The sequence below is a fragment of the Streptomyces mauvecolor genome (genome assembly GCF_039532965.1).
Lineage (GTDB): Bacteria > Actinomycetota > Actinomycetes > Streptomycetales > Streptomycetaceae > Streptomyces > Streptomyces violascens.
The window spans coordinates 305,018-327,229 of the sequence record NZ_BAAASQ010000012.1 but is presented as its reverse complement, the minus strand read 5'-3'; the positions used below and the strand labels follow the sequence as shown (position 1 = coordinate 327,229).

Here is a 22,212-nt window from a genome sequence, read left to right as displayed (position 1 = left end):
CGTCGGCAGCAAAAAGGCCGGCCCGTCAATGACGGACCGGCCTTTCCCGGTGGGCGATACTGGGTTCGAACCAGTGACCTCTTCGGTGTGAACGAAGCGCTCTCCCACTGAGCTAATCGCCCGGGAACGGACTGAACAATACAGTCCCCCGGGCCCAGCTTTCAAACCGCCCGCCCGTCACCCGGCCGCCGCCCCTCAACGACGTGCTCCGCGCGGCTTCACATGTCGAGCCATCGCCGAAGTCCTCGCCTCCCGGACCTCATCATCAGCGCGTGATTGGCCCGGAACACCGGGCGGCCCGGAACCGCGAGCCGCCGCATGAGCGGCTTGCGCACTTCGACCTCCTGCTCGTACACGGCCCGCGTTCCGCCGTCGCGGGCGGACAGCGTCCAGCGCGCCCACCCTTCGAGGTCTCCGCCGAGCGCGACCTCCAGGACCCGTCCCCCCGGATCGCGCCGGATCGCGCGGGCCGTGACGAACAGGTCGTACGGGACGAGCGAGCGGAGCCGGGCGGTGGCGGTGCGCTCGTCGAGGGGCGTGAACTCGCGGACCTCGGGCCACCAGCGCGGGTACTCCTCGGCGCGCTCCAGGGCCGCGTAGACGGCGGCGGGGGCCGCGGGCAGGTCCCAGACACTGCGGAAGCGGTAGCGGCACCAGTCCATGCCCCCAGTCTGCGGGACGGCCGGGCGGGAAACGCCGAAGGCCCGGAGATCGAGATGATCTCCGGGCCTTCGGTCCGGGTGGGCGATACTGGGTTCGAACCAGTGACCTCTTCGGTGTGAACGAAGCGCTCTCCCACTGAGCTAATCGCCCGGGCGCACCGCAAACATTACCGCATGTCAGCGGGGCTCTTGACCACCTGCGGTCACTCGTTGATCTTCCACGGCATCACGATGCCGAACTTCCACACGTACACGCCGACGAGCGCGGCGACGATCACCAGGCCGACCGAGGTCAGGATGATGTTGCGACGCCGCACCTTGGGGTCGAGCGCCTTCTGCGCGGCCTCCGTGACCTTCCGCTTCGTCCAGCGGAGGACCAGCTGGGCCCATACGAATTCGGTCGCCCAGATCGCCATGCCCGCGAAGATCACCAGCCAGCCGGGGCCCGGCAGCGGCAGCATCACGATGCCCGCGGCCACGACCGCCAGGCCCACCACGAAAACGCCGACCTGCCAGCTCAGATGCAGCGGCCTGGACGCCTTGATGAACGCCGGCGCCCGCGAGCCGAGGGCCGCGGCGGCCTGTTCGTCACTCCCCGTATCCATGCACCCCAACCTACCGGACGGGTGTCTCGAAACGGGTTCACCGAAATGGACCTATAACGCAAAGTAATAGTCCGCCGTACGAGCTACGTGAACGCCTGCAAAACGGTCAGAGGGGTTTACAACGGCACCGTAGGTGGCATGTCGATTTCGCCGACGTGCGAATCCCCGAGCGCACACTGAGCGAAAGGCCCTGGCGCTTATGAACACCACGGTCAGCTGCGAGCTGCACCTGCGCCTCGTTGTGTCGAGCGAGTCCTCACTGCCTGTACCCGCGGGCCTGCGGTATGACACGGCCGATCCTTATGCCGTGCACGCCACCTTCCACACCGGAGCCGAGGAAACCGTCGAGTGGGTCTTCGCTCGCGACCTCCTCGCCGAGGGCCTGCACCGGCCCACCGGGACCGGCGACGTCAGAGTCTGGCCGTCACGCAGCCACGGCCAGGGTGTCGTCTGTATCGCCCTGAGCTCGCCGGAAGGAGAAGCCCTGCTCGAAGCCCCGGCGCGGGCCCTGGAGTCGTTCCTGAAACGGACTGACGCCGCGGTGCCGCCCGGCACGGAGCACCGTCACTTCGATCTCGACACGGAACTCTCGCACATCCTGGCCGAGAACAACTGAGGCCAGGCAGAGAGCCGCACGGCGCCGTCCGACTCGGGGCGACGGCGCCGCGCGGACAACCACATAACGGCAGTCATCGGCGCCGTCCCCCACGAAAGCCGTCGTGGGGGACGGCGCCGATGCGCTGGTGACGCGAGCCGCTAGAGTCGGCCAGCATCGACGGGCGCCCGCCCGCCGCAGGCCAGGGAGCGAATCGTGCTGATCCCTCACGACACCCGGATCGCGCTCGACATGGTGGTCGATCTGGTGAACACCGCGCCGGAGAGCGAGGACACCGACCGTCTCGCGGACGTGGACGCGCTGTACGGCTTCGTCCAGGACCACAGCGTGAGCGGTGTGGAGCGTCTCTCCAACGGTGACCTCCTGGGCGTCCAGGCCGTCCGCAGCAGGTTCGCCGAGATCTTCGCGGCACCCGACGCCCGCAGCGCCGCCGAGCTCGTCAACCAGCTGGTCGCGGCGGCCGGCACCACCCCGCAGCTGACCGACCACGACGGCTACGACTGGCACGTGCACTACTTCGCGCCCGGCGCCTCGGTGGCCGACCACCTGGCCGCGGACGGCGGCATGGCGCTCGCCTTCATCGTGGTGACCGGCGAGCAGGAACGTCTTCGCAGGTGCGAGGCGCCGGACTGCGGACGGGCCTTCGTGGACCTCTCCCGCAACCGCTCCCGCCGCTACTGCGACAGCCGCACCTGCGGAAACCGCCTGCACGTGGCCGCGTACCGGGCCCGGCGCAAGGAGGCCGCGGGCTGAGCACCCGCGGGACGCGGCTTCGGAGCGGCAACGCTCAGAGCAGGAAGAGGTCGTGCACGGCCGCCATGAGCAGCAGGCAGCCGATCACCCCCAGGAAGATCATCAGGGGTGGTTGGGAGAGCGCGAAGAGGCAGCCCCGCGCCTGCGGGTCGGGCGCGTTCGGCTTGTCGGTCGGTGCAGGGGTGGAGCCCTGGGAAGTGTCCAGCATCTCGGGGCGATGATGACCCAGCCGCACCGCATGGGTATACCAACACGCCCATAAGCAGCGGGAGTTCGCCCGATCTTGTAACGCGCGGACCCGATCTTGCAGCGCGCGCAGCCAGCGACGCGCGCGGGCGACGCGCCCCCGCGCGCCCGGGGAACGTCGGATGCCGTGCTCGTGACGTCAGATGCCGTGCTTCTTCAGGATGGCCTCGATGTCGCTGAAGTCCTCGCTCGCGGCGGGCTTGGCCTTCGCCTTGGGTACGGGCTGGGCGGCCGGTGTGCGGCCCGCACCGAGCGAGGGGGCGGACGCCGCCGGGGCCACCGCCTCGCGCTGGGCGGCGGCCGCGGCGGCCTTGCGCTCCTTGCGGGTGCCGCCGCCGCGCCGCTCGACGGCCCGGGTCGTCATGAACAGCAGCCAGGCGACCCCGAGCAGCCCGAAGCCCAGCCACACGCTCGGCTTGAAGACGATGCCGGACACCCACTGCACGACACCGGTCATGACGAGGCCGACCGGGACAAGGGAGTAGGCGGCGATACGCGTAGCCGCGAGGAAGCGCTTGCGGTACGCCGTGACGGCAGCGATGCCCAGTCCGGCCGCGGAAACGGCGGAGCAGACGGTCTCGGCAAGCATCCGGTTCCTCCAGGCATGGGGGGTATGGCTTCTTCCATCCTGCACCGGAACCCGCCCCAGGGGCCACGGTCGGCCGCGACCTCAGGGAGATCTCCGGGGCGGGATCCTCCCCAGGTCCCGGTTGCTGGGAGACTGGACCCCATGAGCGACACCACCCCCTCGAGCACCGCAGGCCCCGTCGTCCTCGACGTCTGGTGCGAGCTGCAGTGCCCCGACTGCCGCAGCGCCCTCGACGACATCCGCGCCCTGCGCGCCCGCTACGGCGACCGCCTCGACATCAGGCTGCGGCACTTCCCGCTGGAGAAGCACAAGCACGCCTTCGCCGCGGCCCAGGCCGCCGAGGAGGCTTTCGAGCAGGGCCACGGCTGGCCGTACGTGGAGGCCGTGCTCGCCCGCACCGAGCGCCTCGCCGAACAGGGCGAGCCGGCGCTCATCGAGGCGGCCGGTGAACTCGCCCTGGACACCGACGAGTTCGAGACCGCTCTCATCGACGGGCGGCACATCCTGATCGTCGACGCCGACCAGGCCGAGGGCAAGGCGATCGGCGTGACCGGCACCCCGACGTACGTCATCGGCGACGAGCGCCTGGACGGCGGCAAGAGCCAGGAGGGGCTGCGCGAGCGCATCGAGGCGATCGCGGACCGGCTGCTCGCCGAATAGCCGAGCGCCTCAGGGCGGCTCAGAGCAGCTGCTTGTAGAGGTTGTAGTTGGTGACCCGGTAGCCGAGGGACTCGTACAGGCGCACCGCCGGGGTGTTGTCCGCGAAGACGTGCAGCCCGATGGTGGCCATGCCGTCGGCCAGCGCCGCCCGCTCCGCGACCAGCATGAGTGAGCGGCCGTGGCCCCGGCCGCGGTGCTCCTCGGCGACCCCGACGTCGTAGACGTACGCGCATTCCTCGGGTTCCGCGCGCCGGGCCACCCACACGCTCCCGACCACACTGCCCCGCTCCTCGAGGACCAGGAAGTGCGCCCCGGCGGTGGCGACGCCGTCCGGCAGCAGGGTGCGGTGTTCCGCCGCGGACCTGGCCCGGGCCTCCGCCGCGGGCACGCCCCGCTCGATCCAGCTGCGCGCGTAGTTCTCGACCTCGTCGCGCTGCCAGTCCTCGAACTCGTCCGCGCTCATCGGCCGCCCGGTCACCCCGGCCGCCAACTCCGGTGCTGCGGGCGGGAGTTGCTTGACCATGTTGCGGCTGCGCTCCAGGTAGCCGAGGGCGCCGGCCATCCGCAGCGCCGCATCGGCGTCGGCCGCGACCGAGAGGCGGACCTGGCCGCAGCCCCAGCCGCGCAGCACCTCCTCGGCGGCGAGGGCCGCGACGGTGCCACGCCCCCGGCCCCGGTCCGCCTCGTCGATCCGGAGCTCTTCGATCCGGCCCAAGCCCGGTCCGAAGTCGGTATCGGTGGCGATCTTGATCCGTCCGACGCGTCGGCTGTTCACACACACGTCGTACGTACGCGACTTGGCGCCGTCGGCGCCCTGCTGAAGCGGCTCGGTCGGCCGAATGGTGGTGGTCATCAAGGCCGTTGTACCTGCCCCGGCGCCGCCCGTCATCAGCTTTTACGGGTCCAGATCCGATCCGGCCCGCTCGTCGAAGATCCGCATGGCCTTGGCCGTGACCGGACCGGGCGCGGCGGCCAGCTGCCGTCCGTCGACACGCTGTACGGCCTGGACGTCGCGCAGGGTGGAGGTCAGGAAGATCTCCTCCGCGCTCTCCAGGACGTCCATCGGGAGCTCGGTCTCGTACGCGCCGGTCCATTCGACGGTCAGCGCGCGGGTGATTCCGCCGAGGCAGCCGGAGGCGAGCGGCGGGGTGTGCAGGCGCCCGTCGAGGACCACGAAGACATTGGAGCCGGTGCCCTCGCAGAGCTGCCCCGCGGTGTTCGCGAAGAGGGCCTCGGAGGCACCCGCCCCGTGCGCCTTGGCGAGCGCGACGACGTTCTCTGCGTACGACGTGGTCTTCAGGCCCGCCACCGCGCTGTGCTCGTTGCGGGTCCACGGGACGGTGATCACGGCGGTGGTGTCGGGCCTGCGCCTGCTCTCGCCGAGCGCGACGACCAGGGTCGGGCCCGCGTCGCCCCGGTCGGAGCCGAGCGGTGAGAGCCCGCCGGTGTAGGTGATCCGCAGCCGGCCGAGCGCCATGGGGTTCGCGTCCAGGACGGCCGCGCAGGCGCGCCGCACCTCGTCGAGGTCCGGGTCGGGCAGGCCGAGGCCGCGGGCCGAGCGGGTGAGCCGGTCGAGATGGCGGGTGAGCGCGAAGGTGCTTTTGGCGGTCGCCTTCACCGTCTCGAAGACGCCGTCGCCCACGGTGAGCCCGTGGTCGAGGACGGACACCTGCGCGGCGTCGGCGTCCCGCAGTGCGCCGTTGACCCAGATCTGCATTTACGCGGTCCTTCCCCTGTGCCCGCCGTGGGCATACGCGCCCGACGCTACCGTCAGGAGACGCGAGGCCTTCAGCTCGGTCTCCTCCCACTCCCGCTCCGGGTCCGAGCCCCAGGTGATGCCCGCCCCGGTGCCGAAGCGCAGCACACCGTGCGGCCGGTCGACCCAGAAGGTACGTATGCCGACGGCGAGCTCGGCGGTGCCCCGGTCGGCGTCGACCCAGCCGATGCCGCCGCAGTAGGGGCCGCGGGGCGCGGTCTCCAGCGCCTCGATGATCCGCAGCGCGCTCGACTTGGGCGCCCCGGTGACCGAGCCGGGCGGGAAGGTGGCGCCGAGCAGCTCGCGCCACCCCGCGCCCGTGCGCAGCTCGCCGCGCACGGTGGAGACCAGGTGGACGAGGCCGGGGTGCTCCTCGACGGCGCACAGCGCGGGCACGGTCACCGAGCCGGTGGCGCAGACCCGTCCCATGTCGTTGCGGACCAGGTCCACGATCATCACGTTCTCGGCGTGGTCCTTCTCCAGCAGGTCGGCCGCCGTCCGCCCGGTCCCCTTGATGGGCCCGGACTCCACGACCCGTCCCGTACGCCGCAGGAACAGTTCGGGCGAGGCGGTCGCGATCTCGACCCCGTGCGCCGGCAGCCGGATCGTTCCTGCATAGGGCGCGGGGTTGCCGCGCGCGAGCAGTGCCGTGAGCGCGTCCACGTCGGCCGCCGCCGGGTCGGGCAGCGGCGCGGTCAGCACGCGGCAGAGGTTGGCCTGGTAGACCTCGCCGGCCGCGATGTGCTCACGGATGCGGCGCACTCCGGCCGTGTAGGCGGCGCGGTCCAGGGAGGACGCCCAGTCGCCGATGGCGGGTCCGCGCCAGGCGCCGGGCACGGGCTCGGGGACCGGCTCCGTGCGGACGTCCGCGAAGCGGGCGCACACGAGGCGGCCCTCGAAGTCGGCGGAGACGGCCCAGAAGCCGGAGGAGTCGAGGGCCTCGGGGTCGCTGGTGACATCACGCAGATCCGAGGCGACGAGGTGGCCGAAGCGGGCCAGAGGAGCGAGGTCGTGCACGGTTGCGAGTCTAGGGCCGGGGCAGGTGGGGTGCCCCTGAGTGACCTGGAAGCGAACACTCGCCCGGACCCGCGCAGGGGTCCCGACCAGGCGCAACGCAGCACGCTGCACAAACGCGTTTTTGTACTGGCCCCGGAATCCGCTAGAGTTCAACACGTCGCCGGGACGCGCAAGCGAAACGGAAACGACAAGCGGACGTGGCTCAGTTGGTAGAGCATCACCTTGCCAAGGTGAGGGTCGCGAGTTCGAATCTCGTCGTCCGCTCGATGTGGGGGATCTTCCCGAACCCTCATATGCACTCCTGGTGGAGTGGCCGAGAGGCGAGGCAACGGCCTGCAAAGCCGTCTACACGGGTTCAAATCCCGTCTCCACCTCCAAGCGCGATTAGCTCAGCGGGAGAGCGCTTCCCTGACACGGAAGAGGTCACTGGTTCAATCCCAGTATCGCGCACGCAGTAACACGAAGTAACCGGTCCTGTAAGGTTGGGACCGTCCCGCGCGATTAGCTCAGCGGGAGAGCGCTTCCCTGACACGGAAGAGGTCACTGGTTCAATCCCAGTATCGCGCACCATCCGGAACCCCCGGCCTACCCGAAGGCCGGGGGTTTCGTCGTCCGCCGCTCTTCGTGGGGTTCAGGACGAGAAGAGCATGTGCCCGAAGCTCTTGTGCCGCCGGTGCCCGTGGTCGTCGTAGCCGTAGTACTCGTTGTGCCCGCCGTGATGCCCGCCGTGGTGGGGCTGCGGGGCACCCCAGGACGGGGCGTGCGGGGCGGGGGCGGGGTAGCCCTGCTGCGGGTAGGGCTGCGGGGGCGGGCCCTGCTGGACCCACTGCCCTTCGAGCCGCGTCAGCGACTCCAGCTCCCCGTAGTCGAGGAATATCCCCCGGCAGCCGCTGCACTGCTCGATCTGGACGCCGTTGCGGTTGTACGTGTGCATCGGCGCGTGGCACTTGGGACACCGCATCGTCGGCTCAGCTCCTCGCCGCTGGTTCGGTCCGGCCTCGGCAGCCTACGTCGGGAAGTGGCCCAACTGGCCCTGGACTGCGGCGATTCGGGTGCAGCTCTCCAGCATCGCGCGCTCCGCCTCGTCCGCAGGACGGCCCCGCCCGGCGCACTTGGCGAGGGCCTGGGCCGCGGCCTGTACCGTCAACGCCCGTGCGGGGACGTCCAGTTGGGGCCAGGGATCTCCGGCCGCGGGAACGGCCGGGCCGCCCTCGTCGCGGTACGCGGCGAGGAAGCGGACCCAGGTGCCGGGGGCGAGCAGCCCTGCGGCGAACCAGGCGGCCGGGCCGGCCAAGTCCCAGGCGGGGGCGCCGAGTCCGAGGTCGTCGATGTCGATCAGGGTCCAGGGGCCCGCGCCGTCAGGATGCCGCATGAGCCGGCCGAGGTGGAAGTCGCCGTGAGTGAGCCGGGCGGGGCCGGGTGCGGGGGCTTCCGCGCGGGCCCAGGCGGGGAGCTGGGCCCAGGCACGCAGCACGGGGGCGGCTCCCGGCCCGACGGCCGCCGCCCGCATCCGGTCCAGCGCGCGGGCGGACTTCGCGGGGCCGCGCGCCGGGGGCAACGGCCCGGGCAGGGCGTCCGGTCGTATACGGTGCAGCCGCGCGAGCAGCCGGCCCGCCTCCTCCCAGGGCGCGGCCCTCTCCCCTCCGTCCGGGTCGACGGGGCTGCCGTACGGCCAGAGCGTCACGGGGCGGCCGTGCGCGGCGCGGGCCGCGCGGTCCAGGGGGGCCAGAAGGATGCCGTCGAGCAGCGGGTGCGCGGCTACGGCGAGGCGGACCGCCAGGGCCCCCGGGTCGGTGTTCCCGGCGTGCGCCTTGGCCACCACCGGCCCGTGGCGTACGACGGTGGCGTCGGGCCGGTCCGCCAGGACGGCGTCGTGCGCGGGCCCCGCCCCGCAGGCGCGGCAGGGCCGGGCTCGGCGGGCGGCCTCGGCCAGCGCGTCGACGACGGATGCGGTCACTTCTCCCCCGGGGTGCGTACGTCTGGGGCGAGGGTACGGACCAGTGGGCGGGGCGGTGGCCGGGTACGCAAAAGGCGTTGCCCGATCGGCTCCCCAGCCGATCGGGCAACGCCTTTCACTGCCGTCCGCCGCACCCCCGTCCCCACGGGGCTGTAATGGCCGGATGTCCCCGACCCGGTCCGCTCTACCGGGTCCGGGGCGCCGCTCAGCGCCCCAGCATCACGCCCACGGACGACGCCTGTGTGACCACCGCGTCCCAGCCGCCGAAGACGACTGCGAGCAGGGCCGCCAGGGGAAGGACCATGGCCGTCGCCACCAAGGGGTGGCGCGGGCCGGATCGGCGGGCACCGAACGCGGCGCTGTACGCCCTGCGTCCCTGCGTGCGGATGATCGTCCGCGCAGCCGTGTCCGCCATGGTCCTCTCCTGTTCGTTCATTGATGTGGTTGGCAGCGGCGGGTGTCTGACCTCGGGGGACGAGTGCACCACCCGCCGCTTGTCTTCAACAGTAGGGATCCGCGCGGCGCCGGACGTCATGCCCTCGTACCTATCTGCTGGCCTCCCAGGGGATGAGCCGTCACCCCCGGGAGTACTCCCCTGGGTGGAGACGGACCCCCTACGCCTTGGGGTCTTCCCGGAGGGGTCGGCTCTGCGCGCGGGCCTCCGTCTCCCCCGCGTCCTCCCTGGGGACCGGTTGCTCCACCAGGGCGAGCACCCGCGTCGCCATGAAGCGGGCCGTGCGCACGACCGTGCCACTGCGCGTGACTTCGCTCACTTCCACCACCCCGCGCCGGACCGCCGTCTCGACCCTGCGCCCCGCCCGGCTTGCCACCACTTCGTACGTCCGGGTCGTGTCTCCCGCGTCCACCACTATCTCCACGCGGTCACCCTTCATAGATCCAAACCCCCTTCTGCGACGGACCGTTGAGATCTCGCACGGGTCAGCGGCCCTGGATCCACGGGGTGCTGACCACTCTTCAAGTTTCCCACCCGGCACTGACAATCGGCCGGGTCGCGAGGGCGCGGCCTATGAGCACACCGGGCGGCGGGTACGTAAGCTGTGCCACGTCAACAGGACTGGCAGCGGGGATGAAAATGGCGATGATGCGGCTCCGGCGCGAGGACCCGCGTGTCGTCGGCTCGTTCAGGCTCCACCGGCGTCTCGGCGCGGGCGGTATGGGGGTCGTGTACCTGGGCTCCGACCGGCGCGGGCAGCGGGTGGCCCTGAAGGTGATCCGGCCCGACCTGGCCGAGGACCAGGAGTTCAGGTCCCGGTTCGCCCGTGAGGTCTCGGCCGCACGGCGGATCCGCGGCGGCTGCACGGCCCGGCTCGTCGCCGCCGACCTGGAAGCGGAGCGGCCCTGGTTCGCCACCCAGTACGTCCCCGGGCCCTCGCTGCACGACAAGGTCGCCGAGGAGGGCCCGCTGACGGCCGCCGAGGCCGCCGCGATCGGGGCCGCGCTGTCCGAGGGGCTCGTCGCGGTGCACGAGGCCGGCGTCGTCCACCGGGACCTCAAGCCGTCCAACATCCTGCTGTCCCCGAAGGGGCCCAGGATCATCGACTTCGGCATCGCGTGGGCCACCGGCGCCTCGACGCTGACCCATGTCGGCACGGCCGTCGGCTCCCCCGGCTTCCTCGCCCCCGAGCAGGTGCGCGGCGCCGCTGTCACCCCGGCCACCGACGTCTTCTCGCTCGGCGCCACGCTGGCGTACGCCGCCATGGGCGACTCACCCTTCGGGCACGGCAGTTCCGAGGTGATGCTCTACCGCGTGGTGCACGAGGAGGCGCAGCTGCGCGGCGTGCCGGACGCGCTGGCCCCGCTGGTCCGGGCCTGTCTGGCGAAGGACCCCGAGGAGCGGCCCAGCACGCTCCAGCTCTCCATGCGGCTCAAGGAGATCGCCGCGCGTGAGGCCCAGGGCGGGCCGCACGGGCAGGCTCCGGAGGCCCGGCCGCCGGCTCAGCGCGAGCGGGTCGAGCTGGACCGGCCCACGGGGCGGCTCGACGACCGGACCCAGCGCTACACCGAGGCGGGGCGGGGTACAGCCTCCGCGGCTCGGCCCGGGCCGCGTACCGGGGCTTCCGCGCCGCGCACGGGGGGCTCGCGTCCCGCTGGGCCGCGCAGCAACGCCGCCTCCCGTCCCGGGGGGCGGCCGGGCACTCGGCCCGGGCCCCGCACCTCCGGCGGGCTGCGGCCCGCCAACCCCCGGCTGCTGCGGCAGCGGCTCACTGTGTTTGTCCTGGTCACGTTGATCGTGCTGCTGGGGATTGCCGCGGTTAAGCAGTTCTGAGGGTGCCTGCGGGGAGGGCTGCGTTTCGACTGCGGGCCGCCATGGCTGGTCGCGCGGTTCCCCGCGCCCCCAGGGGTCCTGCTGGGTGCCCCCGGACGGCGGAGCCGCACCATGTCGCTGCCCCGCGCCCCCGGGGAGTGCTCAGGCCGTCGGCCGTCCCGTGGCCACCGCGTAGAACGCCACCGCCGCTGCCGCGCCCACGTTCAGGGAGTCGACTCCGTGGGCCATCGGGATGCGTACCCACTCGTCCGCGGCCACCAGGGCCTGGGTCGAGAGGCCGTCGCCCTCGGCGCCCAGCATCAAAGCCACCTTGTCGAGCTTGTGCGGGGCGGCGTCCTCGATGTTGGAGGCCTTTTCGTCGGGGGTCAGGGCCAGCAGCCGGTAGCCTGCCTCGCGGACCGATTCCAGGCCCTTGGGCCACGACTCCAGGCGGGCGTACGGGACCGAGAAGACCGCGCCCATCGACACCTTCACCGAGCGCCGGTACAGCGGGTCCGCGCAGTCCGGCGAGAGCAGGACCGCGTCCATGCCGAGGGCGGCGGCGCTGCGGAAGATCGCGCCGATGTTGGTGTGGTCGTTGACCGCCTCCATGACCACCACCCGGCGGGCGGTGGTGAGGAGTTCATCGGCGGACGGCAGCGGCTTGCGCTGCATCGAGGCGAGCGCCCCGCGGTGCACGTGGTAGCCGGTGACCCGTTCGGCGAGGTCCGGGCTGACCGCGTACACGGGCGCCGGAAGCTCGTCGATGACGTCCCTCATGACGTCCACCCACTTGGCCGAGAGCAGCATCGAGCGCATCTCGTAACCGGCGTCCTTGGCCCGTCTGATGACCTTCTCGCCCTCGGCGATGAAGAGGCCTTCGGCGGGCTCGCGGCGGCGCCGCAGTTCCACGTCGGTCAGGCCCGTGTAGTCGCGCAGGCGGGGGTCGTCGGGGTCTTCGACGGTGATGAGATCGGCCACAGGGTGATACTGCCTTGTCCTGGGTGAGGTGCCAACGGCTGGGACGGAGATCCGTTACCGGTGGTTACGGGCGGAGGGGTGAAGATTCTGGCGCCGGATACGGGCCTGTGGTCATGCGCGGGAGTTCACCGTCACCACGTCGCCGATGACGATCACGGCGGGGGGCTTCACGTCCTCGGCCCTGGCCACCTCGCCGACGCTTCCCAGCGTGGCGTCCACGCGGCGCTGGGCCGCGGTGGTGCCTTCCTGGACGAGGGCGACCGGGGTGTCGGGGTTCTTGCCGTGCGTGACGAGCGCCTGCGCGATCGCGCCGATCTTGTCGACGCCCATCAGGATCACCAGGGTGCCGCGCAGCTGAGCCAGGGACTTCCAGTCGACGAGCGAGCGCGGGTCGTCGGGCGCCACATGGCCGCTGACCACGGTGAACTCGTGCGCCACGCCCCGGTGCGTGACCGGGATCCCGGCCGCGCCGGGCACCGAGATGGAGCTGGAGATGCCGGGCACCACCGTGCAGGTGATGCCGGCCTCGGCGAGCGCCTGGAGCTCCTCCATGCCGCGCCCGAAGACGTACGGGTCGCCGCCCTTGAGCCGCACGACGGCCTTGCCGGCCTTGGCGTGCTCGATCAGCGCGTTGTTGATGGCCTCCTGAGCCATGAAGCGGCCGTACGGGATCTTCGCGGCGTCGATCACCTCGACGTGCGGCGGGAGCTCGTCGAGGAGGTCGCGGGGGCCGAGCCGGTCGGCGATGACCACGTCCGCCTCGGCGAGCAGCCTGCGGCCGCGCACGGTGATCAGATCCGGGTCGCCGGGGCCGCCGCCGACCAGCGCGACGCCGGGGGTGCGGGTGCGCTGCTGGGGGGCGACGAGCGTGCCGTCGCGCAGGCCCTCGACGACGGCGTCCCGGATCGCGGCGGAGCGGCGCGGGTCCGGGGTGTCGGTGGTGAGGACGGCGACCGTGACGCCCTCGGAGCGGCCGGTGGCCGGGGTCCAGGCGGTGGCGGCGCCGGCGTCGTCGGAGCGTACGCACCAGACCCGGGAGCGCTCGGCCTCGACGGAGATCCGCTCGTTGGCCTCGGTGTCGGCGGTCGCGACCAGCGCGTACCAGGCATCCGCCAGGTCGCCGTCCTGGAAGCGGCGCCGCTCCCAGCGGATCTCGCCCGCGTCCGCCATGGCCTCGACGGAGGGGGTGGCGCTCGGGGAGATCAGGGTGACGTCGGCCCCGGCGGCGATGAGGGCGGGCAGGCGGCGCTGGGCGACCTGGCCGCCGCCGACGACGACGACGCGGCGGCCGGTGAGGCGGAGGCCTACGGGGTACGCGGGGTGTTCGACCATGGCGGCGGTGCTCCTCGGGCGGAGTGACGTGCGGTGTGCCGCTGCTGCGGTGAAGCGGCTGGTGGGAGGGGGTTCGCGGTCCCGCGGACAGCCTAAGGGGCGGGCGGGTGGTGTGGCACGAGCGGGGGCCGGGGTCAGTGACCCCGGCCCCCGCTCGTGCGTACGGGCTACTTCTCGGTGACGCCCGCCGAGTCGAACGTCGCGACCTCGTGCATCGCGCGGGCCGCGCTCTGCACCACCGGCAGAGCGAGCAGCGCGCCGGTGCCCTCGCCGAGGCGGAGGTCCAGGTCGACCAGGGGGCGCAGGCCCAGCTTGTTGAGGGCGGCCACGTGGCCGGGCTCGGCGCTGCGGTGGCCCGCGATGCACGCGGAGAGCACCTCGGGGGCGATCGCCCGGGCGACCAGGGCGGCGGCTCCGGTGCTGACGCCGTCCAGGATCACCGGGGTGCGCAGCGAGGCGCCGCCGAGCAGGAAGCCCACCAGGGCCGCGTGCTCCAGGCCGCCGACCGCGGCGAGGACGCCGATGGGGTCGGCCGGGTCCGGCTGGTGCAGTTCGAGGGCGCGGCGTACGACGTCGACCTTGCGGGCGTGCGTCTCGTCGTTGATGCCGGTGCCGCGGCCGGTGACCTCGGCCGGGTCGACGCCCGTGTAGAGGGAGATCAGGGCGGCCGACACGGTGGTGTTGGCGATGCCCATCTCGCCCGTCAGGAGCGCCTTGTTGCCGGCGGCCACCAGGTCGCGGGCTGTCTCGATGCCGACCTCGATGGCGGCGACCGCCTCCTCGCGGGTCATCGCGGGGCCTGCCGTCATGTCGGCGGTGCCGGCGCGGACCTTGCGGGGCAACAGGCCTGGCGTGGCGGGGAGTTCGGAGGCGACGCCCACGTCGATGACGCAGACCTCGGCGCCGACCTGGTTGGCGAAGGCGTTGCAGACCGCGCCGCCGCCGAGGAAGTTGGCGACCATCTGGCCGGTGACTTCCTGGGGCCAGGGGGTGACGCCCTGGGCGTGCACGCCGTGGTCGCCGGCGAAGATCGCGACGGCGGCCGGCTCCGGGATCGGCGGCGGGCACTTGCGCGAGAGGCCGGCCAGCTGCGCGGAGATGATCTCCAGCATGCCGAGCGCGCCCGCGGGCTTGGTCATCCGCTTCTGGCGCTCCCAGGCCTCGCCGAGCGCCTTGGCGTCGAGCGGGCGGATGTTGGAGACGGTCTCCTCCAGGAGGTCGTGCGGGTCCTCGCCGGGCAGCGCGCGGCGGCCGTACGTCTCCTCGTGGACGACCCAGGAGAGCGGGCGGCGCTTGGACCAGCCCGCCTGCATCAGCTCGGGCTCCTCCGGGAACTCGTCGACGTAGCCGACACAGAGGTAGGCGACGACTTCGAGGTGCTCGGGCAGGCCCAGGGCGCGGACCATCTCGCGCTCGTCGAAGAAGGAGACCCAGCCGACGCCGAGGCCTTCGGCGCGTGCGGCGAGCCACAGGTTCTCGACGGCGAGCGCCGAGGAGTACGGGGCCATCTGCGGCTGCGTGTAGCGGCCGAGGGTGTGGCGGCCGCCGCGGGTCGGGTCCGCGGTGACCACGATGTTCACCGGGGTTTCGAGGATGGCCTCGATCTTCAGTTCCTTGAACTGCTTGGCCCGGCCCTTGGGCAGCGACTTGGCGTACGCCTCGCGCTGGCGCTGGGCGAGTTCGTGCATGGTGCGGCGGGTCTCGGCGGACCGGATGACCACGAAGTCCCAGGGCTGCGAGTGGCCGACGGAGGGCGCGGTGTGGGCCGCCTCCAGGACGCGGAGCAGCACCTCGTGCGGGATCGGGTCGCCGCGGAAGCCGTTGCGGATGTCGCGGCGCTCGCGCATGACGCGGAGCACGGCCTCGCGCTCGGCATCGTCGTAGCCGGGGGCGGCGGGCGCCTGCTCCGGGTCCTCGGGGACCTCGGCCAGCTCCTCGGTCCCGGCGGGCGCCTCCGGCCCGGCGGCGGCTTCCGGCTCCTCGACGGCTTCCGGCACGGCGGCGGGCTGCGGCGCGCTGATCACTTCGAGCGGCTCTTCGGCGGCGGCTTCGGGAGCCTCGGCCGGGGCAGCCGTCACGGCCGCTTCCTCGGCCGGTTCGGCCGCCGGGGGCTGCTCCTGCTGCGGTACGGGCACGGGCTCGGGTGCCTGGACCGGCTCGGCGGCGACGGCCGCCGGTGCCTCGGCGGCGGGCTCGGGCACGGTCATCGCCTGCTCCTCGGGAGCGGCCCGCGGCACGGGGACGGCGACGTGCGTGGTCGCCTGGCCCTGCGCCACGACGGCCGGCTGGGCCTCGGGCGCGGCGGCCGGAGCGGGAACGGCGGGCTCGGCGGCGACGGGCTGCGGGGCCTCGGCAACGGGCTGCGGGATCTCGGCGACCGGCTGCGGGGCCTCGGCGGCCGGCTCGGCCACGGCCACCGGCTCGGCGGGAGCGGGCTCGGCCACGATGGGCTCGGCCGCCACGGGCTCGACGGCGATCGGTTCGGCCGCGGCCGGCGCGGCCGGGGCCTGCTCCGAGACCACCGGCTCGGGTGCCGGGGCCGCGGCGGCCATGGGCTCGACGGCGATCGGGGCAGCGGGCTCGGCGGGCGCGGCCGGCTCCGGCTGGGCGGCGACCGGGGCGACGGGCTGCGTGGCCGGGGCGACGGGCTCCGGCGCCTCCTGCGCGCGGGGCGCCTGCGGAACGGATGCTTCCTGTACGGGCTGGGCCGGCGCGGGCGCGAGGTGGGGGCCGGTCGGGACCGAGCCCTCGACGGGCACGAACTGGCCCACCGGCTGCGGCAGTCCGGGCTGCTGCTGTGCCTGCTGGGCCGCCTGCGGAACGGCCTGCTGGGCGACGAGCTGGTCCACGAGCAGGGCGGGCTGCGCGACCGGCTGTGCCACGGGCTGGGCCGCGTGCTCGGCGGCCTGCGGCTGAACGGCCGGAACCGACGCCTGGACCGCGAACTCCTCCGGGGCGACCGATTCCGGGACGACCGTTTCTGCAGGGGGCATCGGTGTGTTGAGTGACTCGTGGGGCGCCGTTCGCTGCTGAGGCGTCCATGCCATACCGGACTGCGGCGGGAACTCCCCGTGCTGCGGTCCCGCGACCTGCGCCACGGGCTCCTCGCGCGGGACGTCCAGGTACTCGGGCCCGGCGGTCGGCGGACCCTGAGTGCGCACCGGCACCGGGTTCACGGGGGCGCCGGCCGGGCCGCGGTCGGCGAGGGAGCGCACGACTCCGGCGGAGGCGTCCGGCACCTGCGGGCCGAGGTGGAGCGGGCGGCGGGGCGGCGGGGGCGCGGCCGCGGCGCGTACGGCGCCGAGGTCGACGGAGCCGGAGTCGCGGCCGCCGGTCTCGTGCGCGCCGGGCTCGGGCTGGCCGGGCGAGGGCGGCGCCTGGGCCGCGACGGGAGCGGGGGCGGGCGCCGACTGCGGGTCGATCCAGGCGCCCTGGGCGCCCGGCATCAGCAGCAGATCGTCGTCGTCCGCACCGTTCTCGGAGGGGTCGAGGAAGGTGTAGGCGCCGGGAGCGGGGACGCCCGGCTGTTCCACCATGCCTGCGTTCTCCGGCAGTCCCTCGCCCGGGACCTGGCCGGTGTCAGTCATGCGTACCCCTCGCCCATCTGTAGTGCTCCTTCGGCCTGCGCCCGGGGCCGCACACGCTGGACGCGTGAGGCACCGTCGCTCAGAACGTGTGCGCCGCGCGGTTGCGAACGGCCCGCAGGCATCAACGACACCATGCATTGTCGCGGGCCTTCGCGGCCGTGGCGGTCAGTCTCGGCCACGGACCGTGTGGGCTGCGCCACGTTGCGCATCCCCCGGATGTGCCGTACCGCGATCGGATCCCAAAATGGTCCCCTTTTCCGGCCCTTGGCAAGCGGAACCCGAACGGCCGGGAGCGGTACAACGATCGGCCAGCCTACCCCCAGCGACGCGCCGGAGGGGTCACAGGGATCTCTCTTTCCGCCTTCCGGAGAGCAGGAAGGCGACCGAGCGTTCGCGCTCCGACCAGGCGCTCGTGTCGAGGTCGACCGATTGGATGAGCGCGCACTCGACCTCGTAACCGCCGGCGCTCAACGCGGCGCCCACAGCCTCCGCCTCGTCCCGGGTGGCCGCGTGCGCCACGATGCGCTCCGGCCTGCGATCGGCGCATGCCTCGACGACGCCCGCGCCGCCGCCTCCGACGCGTACGACGTCGGGTTCGGGCAGCGACTCCAGGACGTGCGGGGCCCGGCCGCGGACGACCTGGACCTGGACCCCGAAGCGGCGGGCGGTGGCTTCGGTGCGCGAGCAGGCGTCCGGGTCGGTATCGACGGCGATGACGGCGGCACCGAACCGGGCCGCCTCCGCGGAGAGGGCGCCGCTGCCGCAGCCGATGTCCCAGACGAGGTCGCCGATGCGCGGGCCGAGCCGGGCGAGTTGGGCGGCGCGCAGTTCGGTGGACTCGCCGGGGCCGAGTCCCGCGCCGTACTCCCGGGCGGGCAGCGCCCAGCCGCGCGGCGCGGACGGGTAGCCGGGGGGCGGCCCGGCGAGCCAGCCGTCGCCCTCGCTCGCGGGGCCGCCGCCGAGGACGATGACGACGTTGGGGTCGCGCCAGGCGTGGTCGGCGGCGCTCTCGGAGGTGAGGACGGTGACCTGCTCGCGGTCGCTGCCGAGTTCCTCGCAGATGACGAAGGTGCGGTGGATGCCGTCGAGGAGCAGCGCGAGTTCGGCGGGTCCGGCGCCGGGCGAGGTGAGGACGGCGACCTTGGGGTGGGCGCGGCAGACGTTGACGGCGCGGCGCAGGGTGCGGGGGTGGGCGACGACGACCTGGGCGTCGTCCCAGGGCATCCCGGCCTGCGCGAAGGCGGCCGCGACGGCGGAGACGGCGGGCACGACCTCGACCTCCAGGCCGTGCTCGGGGGCCCTGAGGGTGCGGACGACGCCGAAGAAGCCGGGGTCGCCGTCGGCGAGGACGACCGCGCTGCCGCGGTGTCCGGCGATGCGGCGGGCGGCCAGGCTCACGCTGCCGAGCCGGATGCGCTCGGCGCCGGCCGGTACTTCGGGGAGTGCGAGGTGGTGGGCGGCGCCGGCCACCAGGGTGGCCGCGGAGAGCGCGGAGGTGGCCGCGGGGGTGAGGGGCGAGCCGTCCCAGCCGATCACCGTGACGCGGTCGGCCATCTTCGTCAGTCTCCAGTGTTGTCGCAGCTCGGGGCGGTCCGGCGCAGATGCCGGTACCAGTGAGGGTAGCCCCGGAATTCCGGTGCGGCCGGTGGCCGCGGATCAGTTCCAGTCGGTGAAGGAGGCGTATCCGGCGTCCGCGAGCTGGTCGGCGACGCCGTCGAGGTCCTCGGGGAGCAGGCTCCACACGATGAGGTCGGTGCGGATGTCCGCCCAGCCGCCGTCCTCCGTCTGGGTCCGCGCTATCCAGGCGTTGCGCAGCACGCCCTCGCTGATGCAGCCGATCTTCTGGGCGACCTGCTGGGAGGCGGTGTTGTCGGCGGCGGTGCGCAGTTCGAGGCGCTCGAACCGCTGGTCCCTGAACAGCCATTGGGCGGCGGCGAGCACGGCCTCGGTGGCGTAGCCCTCACCGCGCGCCCAGGGCGCCACGACGTAGCCGACCTCGGTGGCCAGGGTGCGCCAGTTGGTGTTCTGGAGGTGGACGATGCCGACGAGGCGCTGGGTGAGGAATTCGGTGACCGCCAGAACGATTCCTCGGCCCTCGGTGCGTTCGCGCGGGGCGAGGTGGCGGACCCAGTCCTCGGCGTCGCGGGCGGTGTAGGGGTGGGGCACAGCGGTCCAGGCGACGACCTGCTCGTCGTTCATCATCTCGATGAGCGCGGGCCCGTCGGCATCCTCGAAGGGGCGCAGCACCAGGCGGTCCGTGCTGATGGAGATGTCCGGGAACACCGGAAAGGGGGTAGTCATGTGCCGCTCCATGCCGTGGACCGCCGTGGGGGCCGCGAAGGCCCTGGAACCTTCGTGGCCCGTCAACCTATAAGGACCGTAAAGGCACAGCATGCAGCATCGGGCCGTCGGCGTGCATGGCCGGGTGGGCGTTTGCGACGAAGGTCCCGGACACCTGACGGAGTGTCCGGGACCTTCGTACTGCCGTGCCAGTAAGGCTACTTGGCGGGACCGAACGCGGGGATGACGGAGCCCGCGTACTTGTCGTTGATGAACTTCTTGACCTCGTCGGAGTTCAGGAGCTTGGCGAGCTTCTGGATGCGCGGGTCGTTCTCGTTGCCCTGCTTGACGGCGAGGAAGTTGGCGTAGGGGTTGCCGTCCGCCTTCTCCAGGGCGAGGGCGTCCTTGGCGGGCTTGAGGTCGGCCTCGATGGCGTAGTTGCCGTTGATGACCGCGGCGTCGACCTGGTCGAGGGCGCGGGGCAGCGTGGCCGCCTCCAGCTCCTTGAACTTCAGGCCCTTGCTGTCCTTGATGTCGGAGAGCTTGGCGCCGGAGCCCACGCCGTCCTTGAGCGTGATCAGGCCGTTGGAGGCGAGGAGCTGGAGGGCGCGGCCCTCGTTGGTGGTGTCGTTGGGGACGGCGACCGTCTGGCCGGAGGCAATGTCCTTCAGCGACTTGACCTTGTGGGAGTAGAGGCCGAGCGGCTCCAGCTCCACGTTGACGACGGGCACGATGTGCGTGCCGTTCTTCTTGTTGAAGTCGTCCAGGTAGGGCTTGTGCTGGAAGAAGTTGGCGTCGACCTGGCCCTGCTCGGTGGCGGTGTTGGGCAGGACGTAGTCCGTGAACTCCTTCACCTCCAGCTTGAGTCCGGCCTTGGCCGCCAGGTTGTCCTTGACGAACTTGAGGATGTCGGCGTGCGGCGTCGGGGACGCGGCGACGACCAGCGCCTTGGACTCGTCGGCCTTGGCTCCGGCCGGCTTCGGGTCGGAGGAGGAGCCGCAGGCGGTGAGGCCGACGGCGAGCGCGGCGGTGGCGAGGGCGGCAGCGGTGATCTTGGTGTTCTTACGCACGAAAAGTGCCTCTTTCTGGTGGTGCGGTGTGACGCCCGGACAAGGAGTTCGGGCCCTGGGAGAGAAGTTCAGGAGGTCCGGCCGCGGCGGGCGAGCAGGCGCACGACGCCGTCGCCGAGCAGCTGGATCACGGTGACGATGACGATCAGGACGGCCACCGTGATGAGCATGAAGTTGGTCTCGAAGCGCTGGTAGCCGTAGGTGATGGCGACCGAGCCGAGGCCGCCGCCGCCGACCGCGCCGGCCAGCGCGGAGTAGCTGACCAGGGTGATCACGGTGGTGGTGATCGCGGAGACGAGGGAGGGCAGCGCCTGCGGGAGCAGCACCTTCCACACGATGGTGGGGATGCCGCCGCCCATGGACTGGACGGCCTCGACGAGCCCGTGGTCGACCTCGCGGACGGAGGTCTCGACCAGCCGTGCGAAGAACGGGATGGCGCCGATGGAGAGCGGCACGATCATGGCGCTGGGGCCGATGAAGGTGCCGACGGCCCAGGTGGTGAAGGGGATCAGGGCGATCAGCAGGATGATGAAGGGCAGCGAGCGGCCGATGTTCACGATCACGCCGATGACCTTGTTCACCGGGCGGTTCTGCAGCAGCCCGCCCTTGTCGGTGAGGACGAGCAGCACACCGAGCGGCAGCCCGAGCCCGATGGTGACGACGGTCGCCCACAGCACCATGTAGAAGCTGTCGTACGTTCCCTGCGACAACAGCGGCTGCATTTCCGACCAGCTCACTTGGCACCTTCCTCGACCAGGTCGAGCACCTGGCTGTCGTCCACGTCGTCCACCACGTCCACCTGGAGGCCCTGCTCGCGCAGGAAGCCGACCGGGACGACGTTCTCCTCGTATCCGCCGGGCAGTTCGATCCGCATCCGGCCGATCTGCTTGCCGGCGACGGTGTCCATCGCGGCGCCCAGGATCGAGATGTCGATGTTGTAGGTCCGTGCCAACTGGGAGATGACCGGCTGGGTGGCGGCCTCGCCGTGGAAGGTGACGTCGATGACGGTGCGCTCGGGGCCGGTGGCCTCGCCGGTCACCGGGAACAGTTCGGCGGCGAGCTCGGAGCCGGGCGTGGCGAGCAGTTCGCTGACGGTGCCGGACTCGACGATGCGTCCCTTCTTCATCAGCGCGGCCGAGTCGCAGATCGTCTTGACGACGTCCATCTCGTGCGTGATGAGCAGGACGGTGAGGCCGAGCTGCTGGTTGAGGTCGCGCAGCAGCTGGAGGATGGAGCGCGTGGTCTCCGGGTCGAGCGCGCTGGTGGCCTCGTCGGAGAGCAGCACCTTGGGGTCGCCGGCCAGGGCGCGGGCGATGCCGACGCGCTGCTTCTGGCCGCCGGAGAGCTGGGCGGGGTAGGCCTTGGCCTTGTCGGCGAGGCCGACCAGGTCGAGCAGTTCGAGAGCCTTGCGGGAGCGCTCCTGGCCGGAGACGCCGAGGATCTCCAGGGGCAGCTCGACGTTGTCCTGGACGGTGCGCGAGGACAGCAGGTTGAAGTGCTGGAAGACCATGCCGATGCGGGAGCGGGCCCGGCGCAGGTCCTTGCCGGCCCGGCGGCCGCGCCCGGCGAGCGCGGTGAGGTCGACGCCGTCGACGGTCACCGTGCCGGCCGTGGGGCGCTCGAGGAGGTTGACGCAGCGGATGAGGGAGGACTTGCCGGCGCCGCTCTGGCCGATGACGCCGTACACCTCGCCCTCGCGGACGTGCAGGTCGACGCCGTCGAGCGCGGTGATATCTCGTCCGCGCGACTGGTAGACCTTGGTCAGGCCCGTTGTGGTGATCACAGGGAGTTCCGTCACTGTCGAGTGCACGGCGCGGGGTGTGCCGGGCACGGGG

The 22,212-nt window shown here is 72.5% G+C and carries 23 protein-coding genes and 6 tRNA genes; 8 read left to right on the top strand and 21 right to left on the bottom strand.

The features are described 5' to 3' along the window. Nucleotides 1-50: 50 nt before the first annotated feature. The 4 genes from ABD346_RS18380 to ABD346_RS18365 all read right to left on the bottom strand — a co-directional run bounded on the left by ABD346_RS18380 (nucleotide 51) and on the right by ABD346_RS18365 (nucleotide 1,267). Nucleotides 51-122, bottom strand: a tRNA-Val gene (locus ABD346_RS18380). Nucleotides 123-218: 96 nt separating this feature from the next. Next, nucleotides 219-662 carry an SRPBCC family protein gene (locus ABD346_RS18375; protein WP_344376031.1) on the bottom strand — a complete coding sequence of 148 codons (444 nt, stop codon included), beginning with the start codon at nucleotides 660-662 and terminating at the stop codon, nucleotides 219-221. 79 nt (nucleotides 663-741) lie between these two features. After that, nucleotides 742-813, bottom strand: a tRNA-Val gene (locus tag ABD346_RS18370). 52 nt (nucleotides 814-865) lie between these two features. Beyond that, nucleotides 866-1,267, bottom strand: coding sequence for a TIGR02611 family protein (locus ABD346_RS18365; protein WP_344376030.1), 402 nt, complete (start codon nucleotides 1,265-1,267; stop codon nucleotides 866-868). A gap of 199 nt (nucleotides 1,268-1,466) precedes the next feature. On the opposite strand from ABD346_RS18365, the gene ABD346_RS18360 reads away from it, so the two are divergent. Both ABD346_RS18360 and ABD346_RS18355 read left to right on the top strand, forming a co-directional pair. Continuing rightward, on the top strand, nucleotides 1,467-1,883 hold the full coding sequence (locus ABD346_RS18360; protein ID WP_053723613.1) for an SsgA family sporulation/cell division regulator: 417 nt from the start codon (nucleotides 1,467-1,469) through the stop codon (nucleotides 1,881-1,883). 195 nt (nucleotides 1,884-2,078) lie between these two features. Continuing rightward, nucleotides 2,079-2,636 (top strand): CGNR zinc finger domain-containing protein, encoded by a 558-nt coding sequence (locus ABD346_RS18355; RefSeq protein WP_344376028.1) that lies wholly within the window; start codon nucleotides 2,079-2,081, stop codon nucleotides 2,634-2,636. A gap of 34 nt (nucleotides 2,637-2,670) precedes the next feature. Here ABD346_RS18355 and ABD346_RS18350 read toward each other — a convergent pair whose 3' ends face one another. Further along, the gene (locus ABD346_RS18350) at nucleotides 2,671-2,844 is read right to left on the bottom strand and encodes a hypothetical protein (protein ID WP_344376026.1); all 174 of its coding nucleotides are present in this window, start codon (nucleotides 2,842-2,844) and stop codon (nucleotides 2,671-2,673) included. Between the two features lie 177 nt (nucleotides 2,845-3,021). Then, nucleotides 3,022-3,471 carry a hypothetical protein gene (locus ABD346_RS18345; protein WP_344376024.1) on the bottom strand — a complete coding sequence of 150 codons (450 nt, stop codon included), beginning with the start codon at nucleotides 3,469-3,471 and terminating at the stop codon, nucleotides 3,022-3,024. A 141-nt stretch (nucleotides 3,472-3,612) separates the two neighbouring features. Here ABD346_RS18345 and ABD346_RS18340 point away from each other — a divergent pair, with 141 nt between their 5' ends. Beyond that, entirely contained in the window at nucleotides 3,613-4,131 is a 519-nt protein-coding gene (locus ABD346_RS18340) for a DsbA family protein (protein ID WP_344376023.1), read from the top strand. Between the two features lie 19 nt (nucleotides 4,132-4,150). Here ABD346_RS18340 and ABD346_RS18335 read toward each other — a convergent pair whose 3' ends face one another. Genes ABD346_RS18335 through ABD346_RS18325 form a run of 3 tightly spaced genes read right to left on the bottom strand, consistent with a single transcriptional unit; the run spans nucleotide 4,151 to nucleotide 6,904 of the window. Next, nucleotides 4,151-4,984: a GNAT family N-acetyltransferase gene (locus tag ABD346_RS18335; protein ID WP_344376021.1), complete on the bottom strand. Its 834-nt coding sequence runs from the start codon at nucleotides 4,982-4,984 to the stop codon at nucleotides 4,151-4,153. A 42-nt stretch (nucleotides 4,985-5,026) separates the two neighbouring features. Then, entirely contained in the window at nucleotides 5,027-5,848 is an 822-nt protein-coding gene (locus ABD346_RS18330) for an aminotransferase class IV (RefSeq protein WP_344376020.1), read from the bottom strand. Next, complete coding sequence (locus tag ABD346_RS18325) at nucleotides 5,849-6,904, bottom strand: chorismate-binding protein (protein WP_344376018.1); 1,056 nt, start codon at nucleotides 6,902-6,904, stop codon at nucleotides 5,849-5,851. 191 nt (nucleotides 6,905-7,095) lie between these two features. On the opposite strand from ABD346_RS18325, the gene ABD346_RS18320 reads away from it, so the two are divergent. The 4 genes from ABD346_RS18320 to ABD346_RS18305 all read left to right on the top strand — a co-directional run bounded on the left by ABD346_RS18320 (nucleotide 7,096) and on the right by ABD346_RS18305 (nucleotide 7,474). Continuing rightward, nucleotides 7,096-7,168, top strand: a tRNA-Gly gene (locus tag ABD346_RS18320). 39 nt (nucleotides 7,169-7,207) lie between these two features. Further along, nucleotides 7,208-7,281: transfer RNA gene (locus tag ABD346_RS18315), tRNA-Cys, on the top strand. A 1-nt stretch (nucleotide 7,282) separates the two neighbouring features. Then, nucleotides 7,283-7,354 (top strand) — tRNA-Val (locus ABD346_RS18310). A gap of 45 nt (nucleotides 7,355-7,399) precedes the next feature. Then, a tRNA-Val gene (locus ABD346_RS18305) sits at nucleotides 7,400-7,474 on the top strand. A 61-nt stretch (nucleotides 7,475-7,535) separates the two neighbouring features. Here ABD346_RS18305 and ABD346_RS18300 read toward each other — a convergent pair. The 4 genes from ABD346_RS18300 to ABD346_RS18285 all read right to left on the bottom strand — a co-directional run bounded on the left by ABD346_RS18300 (nucleotide 7,536) and on the right by ABD346_RS18285 (nucleotide 9,754). Continuing rightward, nucleotides 7,536-7,865 (bottom strand): TFIIB-type zinc ribbon-containing protein, encoded by a 330-nt coding sequence (locus ABD346_RS18300; protein ID WP_344376017.1) that lies wholly within the window; start codon nucleotides 7,863-7,865, stop codon nucleotides 7,536-7,538. A 45-nt stretch (nucleotides 7,866-7,910) separates the two neighbouring features. Beyond that, complete coding sequence (locus ABD346_RS18295; RefSeq protein ID WP_344376015.1) at nucleotides 7,911-8,861, bottom strand: phosphotransferase family protein; 951 nt, start codon at nucleotides 8,859-8,861, stop codon at nucleotides 7,911-7,913. Between the two features lie 205 nt (nucleotides 8,862-9,066). Next, the gene (locus ABD346_RS18290) at nucleotides 9,067-9,276 is read right to left on the bottom strand and encodes a hypothetical protein (RefSeq protein ID WP_344376013.1); all 210 of its coding nucleotides are present in this window, start codon (nucleotides 9,274-9,276) and stop codon (nucleotides 9,067-9,069) included. 199 nt (nucleotides 9,277-9,475) lie between these two features. Next, on the bottom strand, nucleotides 9,476-9,754 hold the full coding sequence (locus tag ABD346_RS18285) for a hypothetical protein (RefSeq protein WP_114037990.1): 279 nt from the start codon (nucleotides 9,752-9,754) through the stop codon (nucleotides 9,476-9,478). 200 nt (nucleotides 9,755-9,954) lie between these two features. Between ABD346_RS18285 and ABD346_RS18280 the strand changes: the two genes are divergently transcribed. After that, the gene (locus ABD346_RS18280; protein ID WP_344376272.1) at nucleotides 9,955-11,148 is read left to right on the top strand and encodes a serine/threonine-protein kinase; all 1,194 of its coding nucleotides are present in this window, start codon (nucleotides 9,955-9,957) and stop codon (nucleotides 11,146-11,148) included. Nucleotides 11,149-11,289: 141 nt separating this feature from the next. On the opposite strand, the gene ABD346_RS18275 is transcribed toward ABD346_RS18280, so the two are convergent. The 8 genes from ABD346_RS18275 to ABD346_RS18240 form a co-directional block, all read right to left on the bottom strand. Continuing rightward, complete coding sequence (locus ABD346_RS18275) at nucleotides 11,290-12,108, bottom strand: TrmH family RNA methyltransferase (protein WP_189962170.1); 819 nt, start codon at nucleotides 12,106-12,108, stop codon at nucleotides 11,290-11,292. A gap of 111 nt (nucleotides 12,109-12,219) precedes the next feature. Then, nucleotides 12,220-13,440 (bottom strand): uroporphyrinogen-III C-methyltransferase, encoded by a 1,221-nt coding sequence (gene cobA, locus ABD346_RS18270; protein WP_344376009.1) that lies wholly within the window; start codon nucleotides 13,438-13,440, stop codon nucleotides 12,220-12,222. 167 nt (nucleotides 13,441-13,607) lie between these two features. Beyond that, on the bottom strand, nucleotides 13,608-17,027 hold the full coding sequence (gene cobT, locus ABD346_RS18265; protein WP_344376007.1) for a nicotinate-nucleotide--dimethylbenzimidazole phosphoribosyltransferase: 3,420 nt from the start codon (nucleotides 17,025-17,027) through the stop codon (nucleotides 13,608-13,610). Between the two features lie 339 nt (nucleotides 17,028-17,366). Next, the gene (gene cbiE / locus ABD346_RS18260) at nucleotides 17,367-18,581 is read right to left on the bottom strand and encodes a precorrin-6y C5,15-methyltransferase (decarboxylating) subunit CbiE (RefSeq protein ID WP_344376005.1); all 1,215 of its coding nucleotides are present in this window, start codon (nucleotides 18,579-18,581) and stop codon (nucleotides 17,367-17,369) included. Between the two features lie 102 nt (nucleotides 18,582-18,683). Next, nucleotides 18,684-19,340, bottom strand: a complete 657-nt coding sequence (locus ABD346_RS18255; RefSeq protein WP_189962166.1) for a GNAT family N-acetyltransferase — start codon at nucleotides 19,338-19,340, stop codon at nucleotides 18,684-18,686. A gap of 185 nt (nucleotides 19,341-19,525) precedes the next feature. Next, the gene (locus ABD346_RS18250; RefSeq protein WP_344376004.1) at nucleotides 19,526-20,377 is read right to left on the bottom strand and encodes a MetQ/NlpA family ABC transporter substrate-binding protein; all 852 of its coding nucleotides are present in this window, start codon (nucleotides 20,375-20,377) and stop codon (nucleotides 19,526-19,528) included. Between the two features lie 68 nt (nucleotides 20,378-20,445). Then, nucleotides 20,446-21,114: a methionine ABC transporter permease gene (locus tag ABD346_RS18245; RefSeq protein ID WP_344376002.1), complete on the bottom strand. Its 669-nt coding sequence runs from the start codon at nucleotides 21,112-21,114 to the stop codon at nucleotides 20,446-20,448. Continuing rightward, nucleotides 21,111-22,208 (bottom strand): methionine ABC transporter ATP-binding protein, encoded by a 1,098-nt coding sequence (locus ABD346_RS18240; RefSeq protein ID WP_344375999.1) that lies wholly within the window; start codon nucleotides 22,206-22,208, stop codon nucleotides 21,111-21,113. The genes ABD346_RS18245 and ABD346_RS18240 overlap by 4 nt, the downstream gene beginning before the upstream one ends. Between the last annotated feature and the right edge of the window lie 4 nt (nucleotides 22,209-22,212).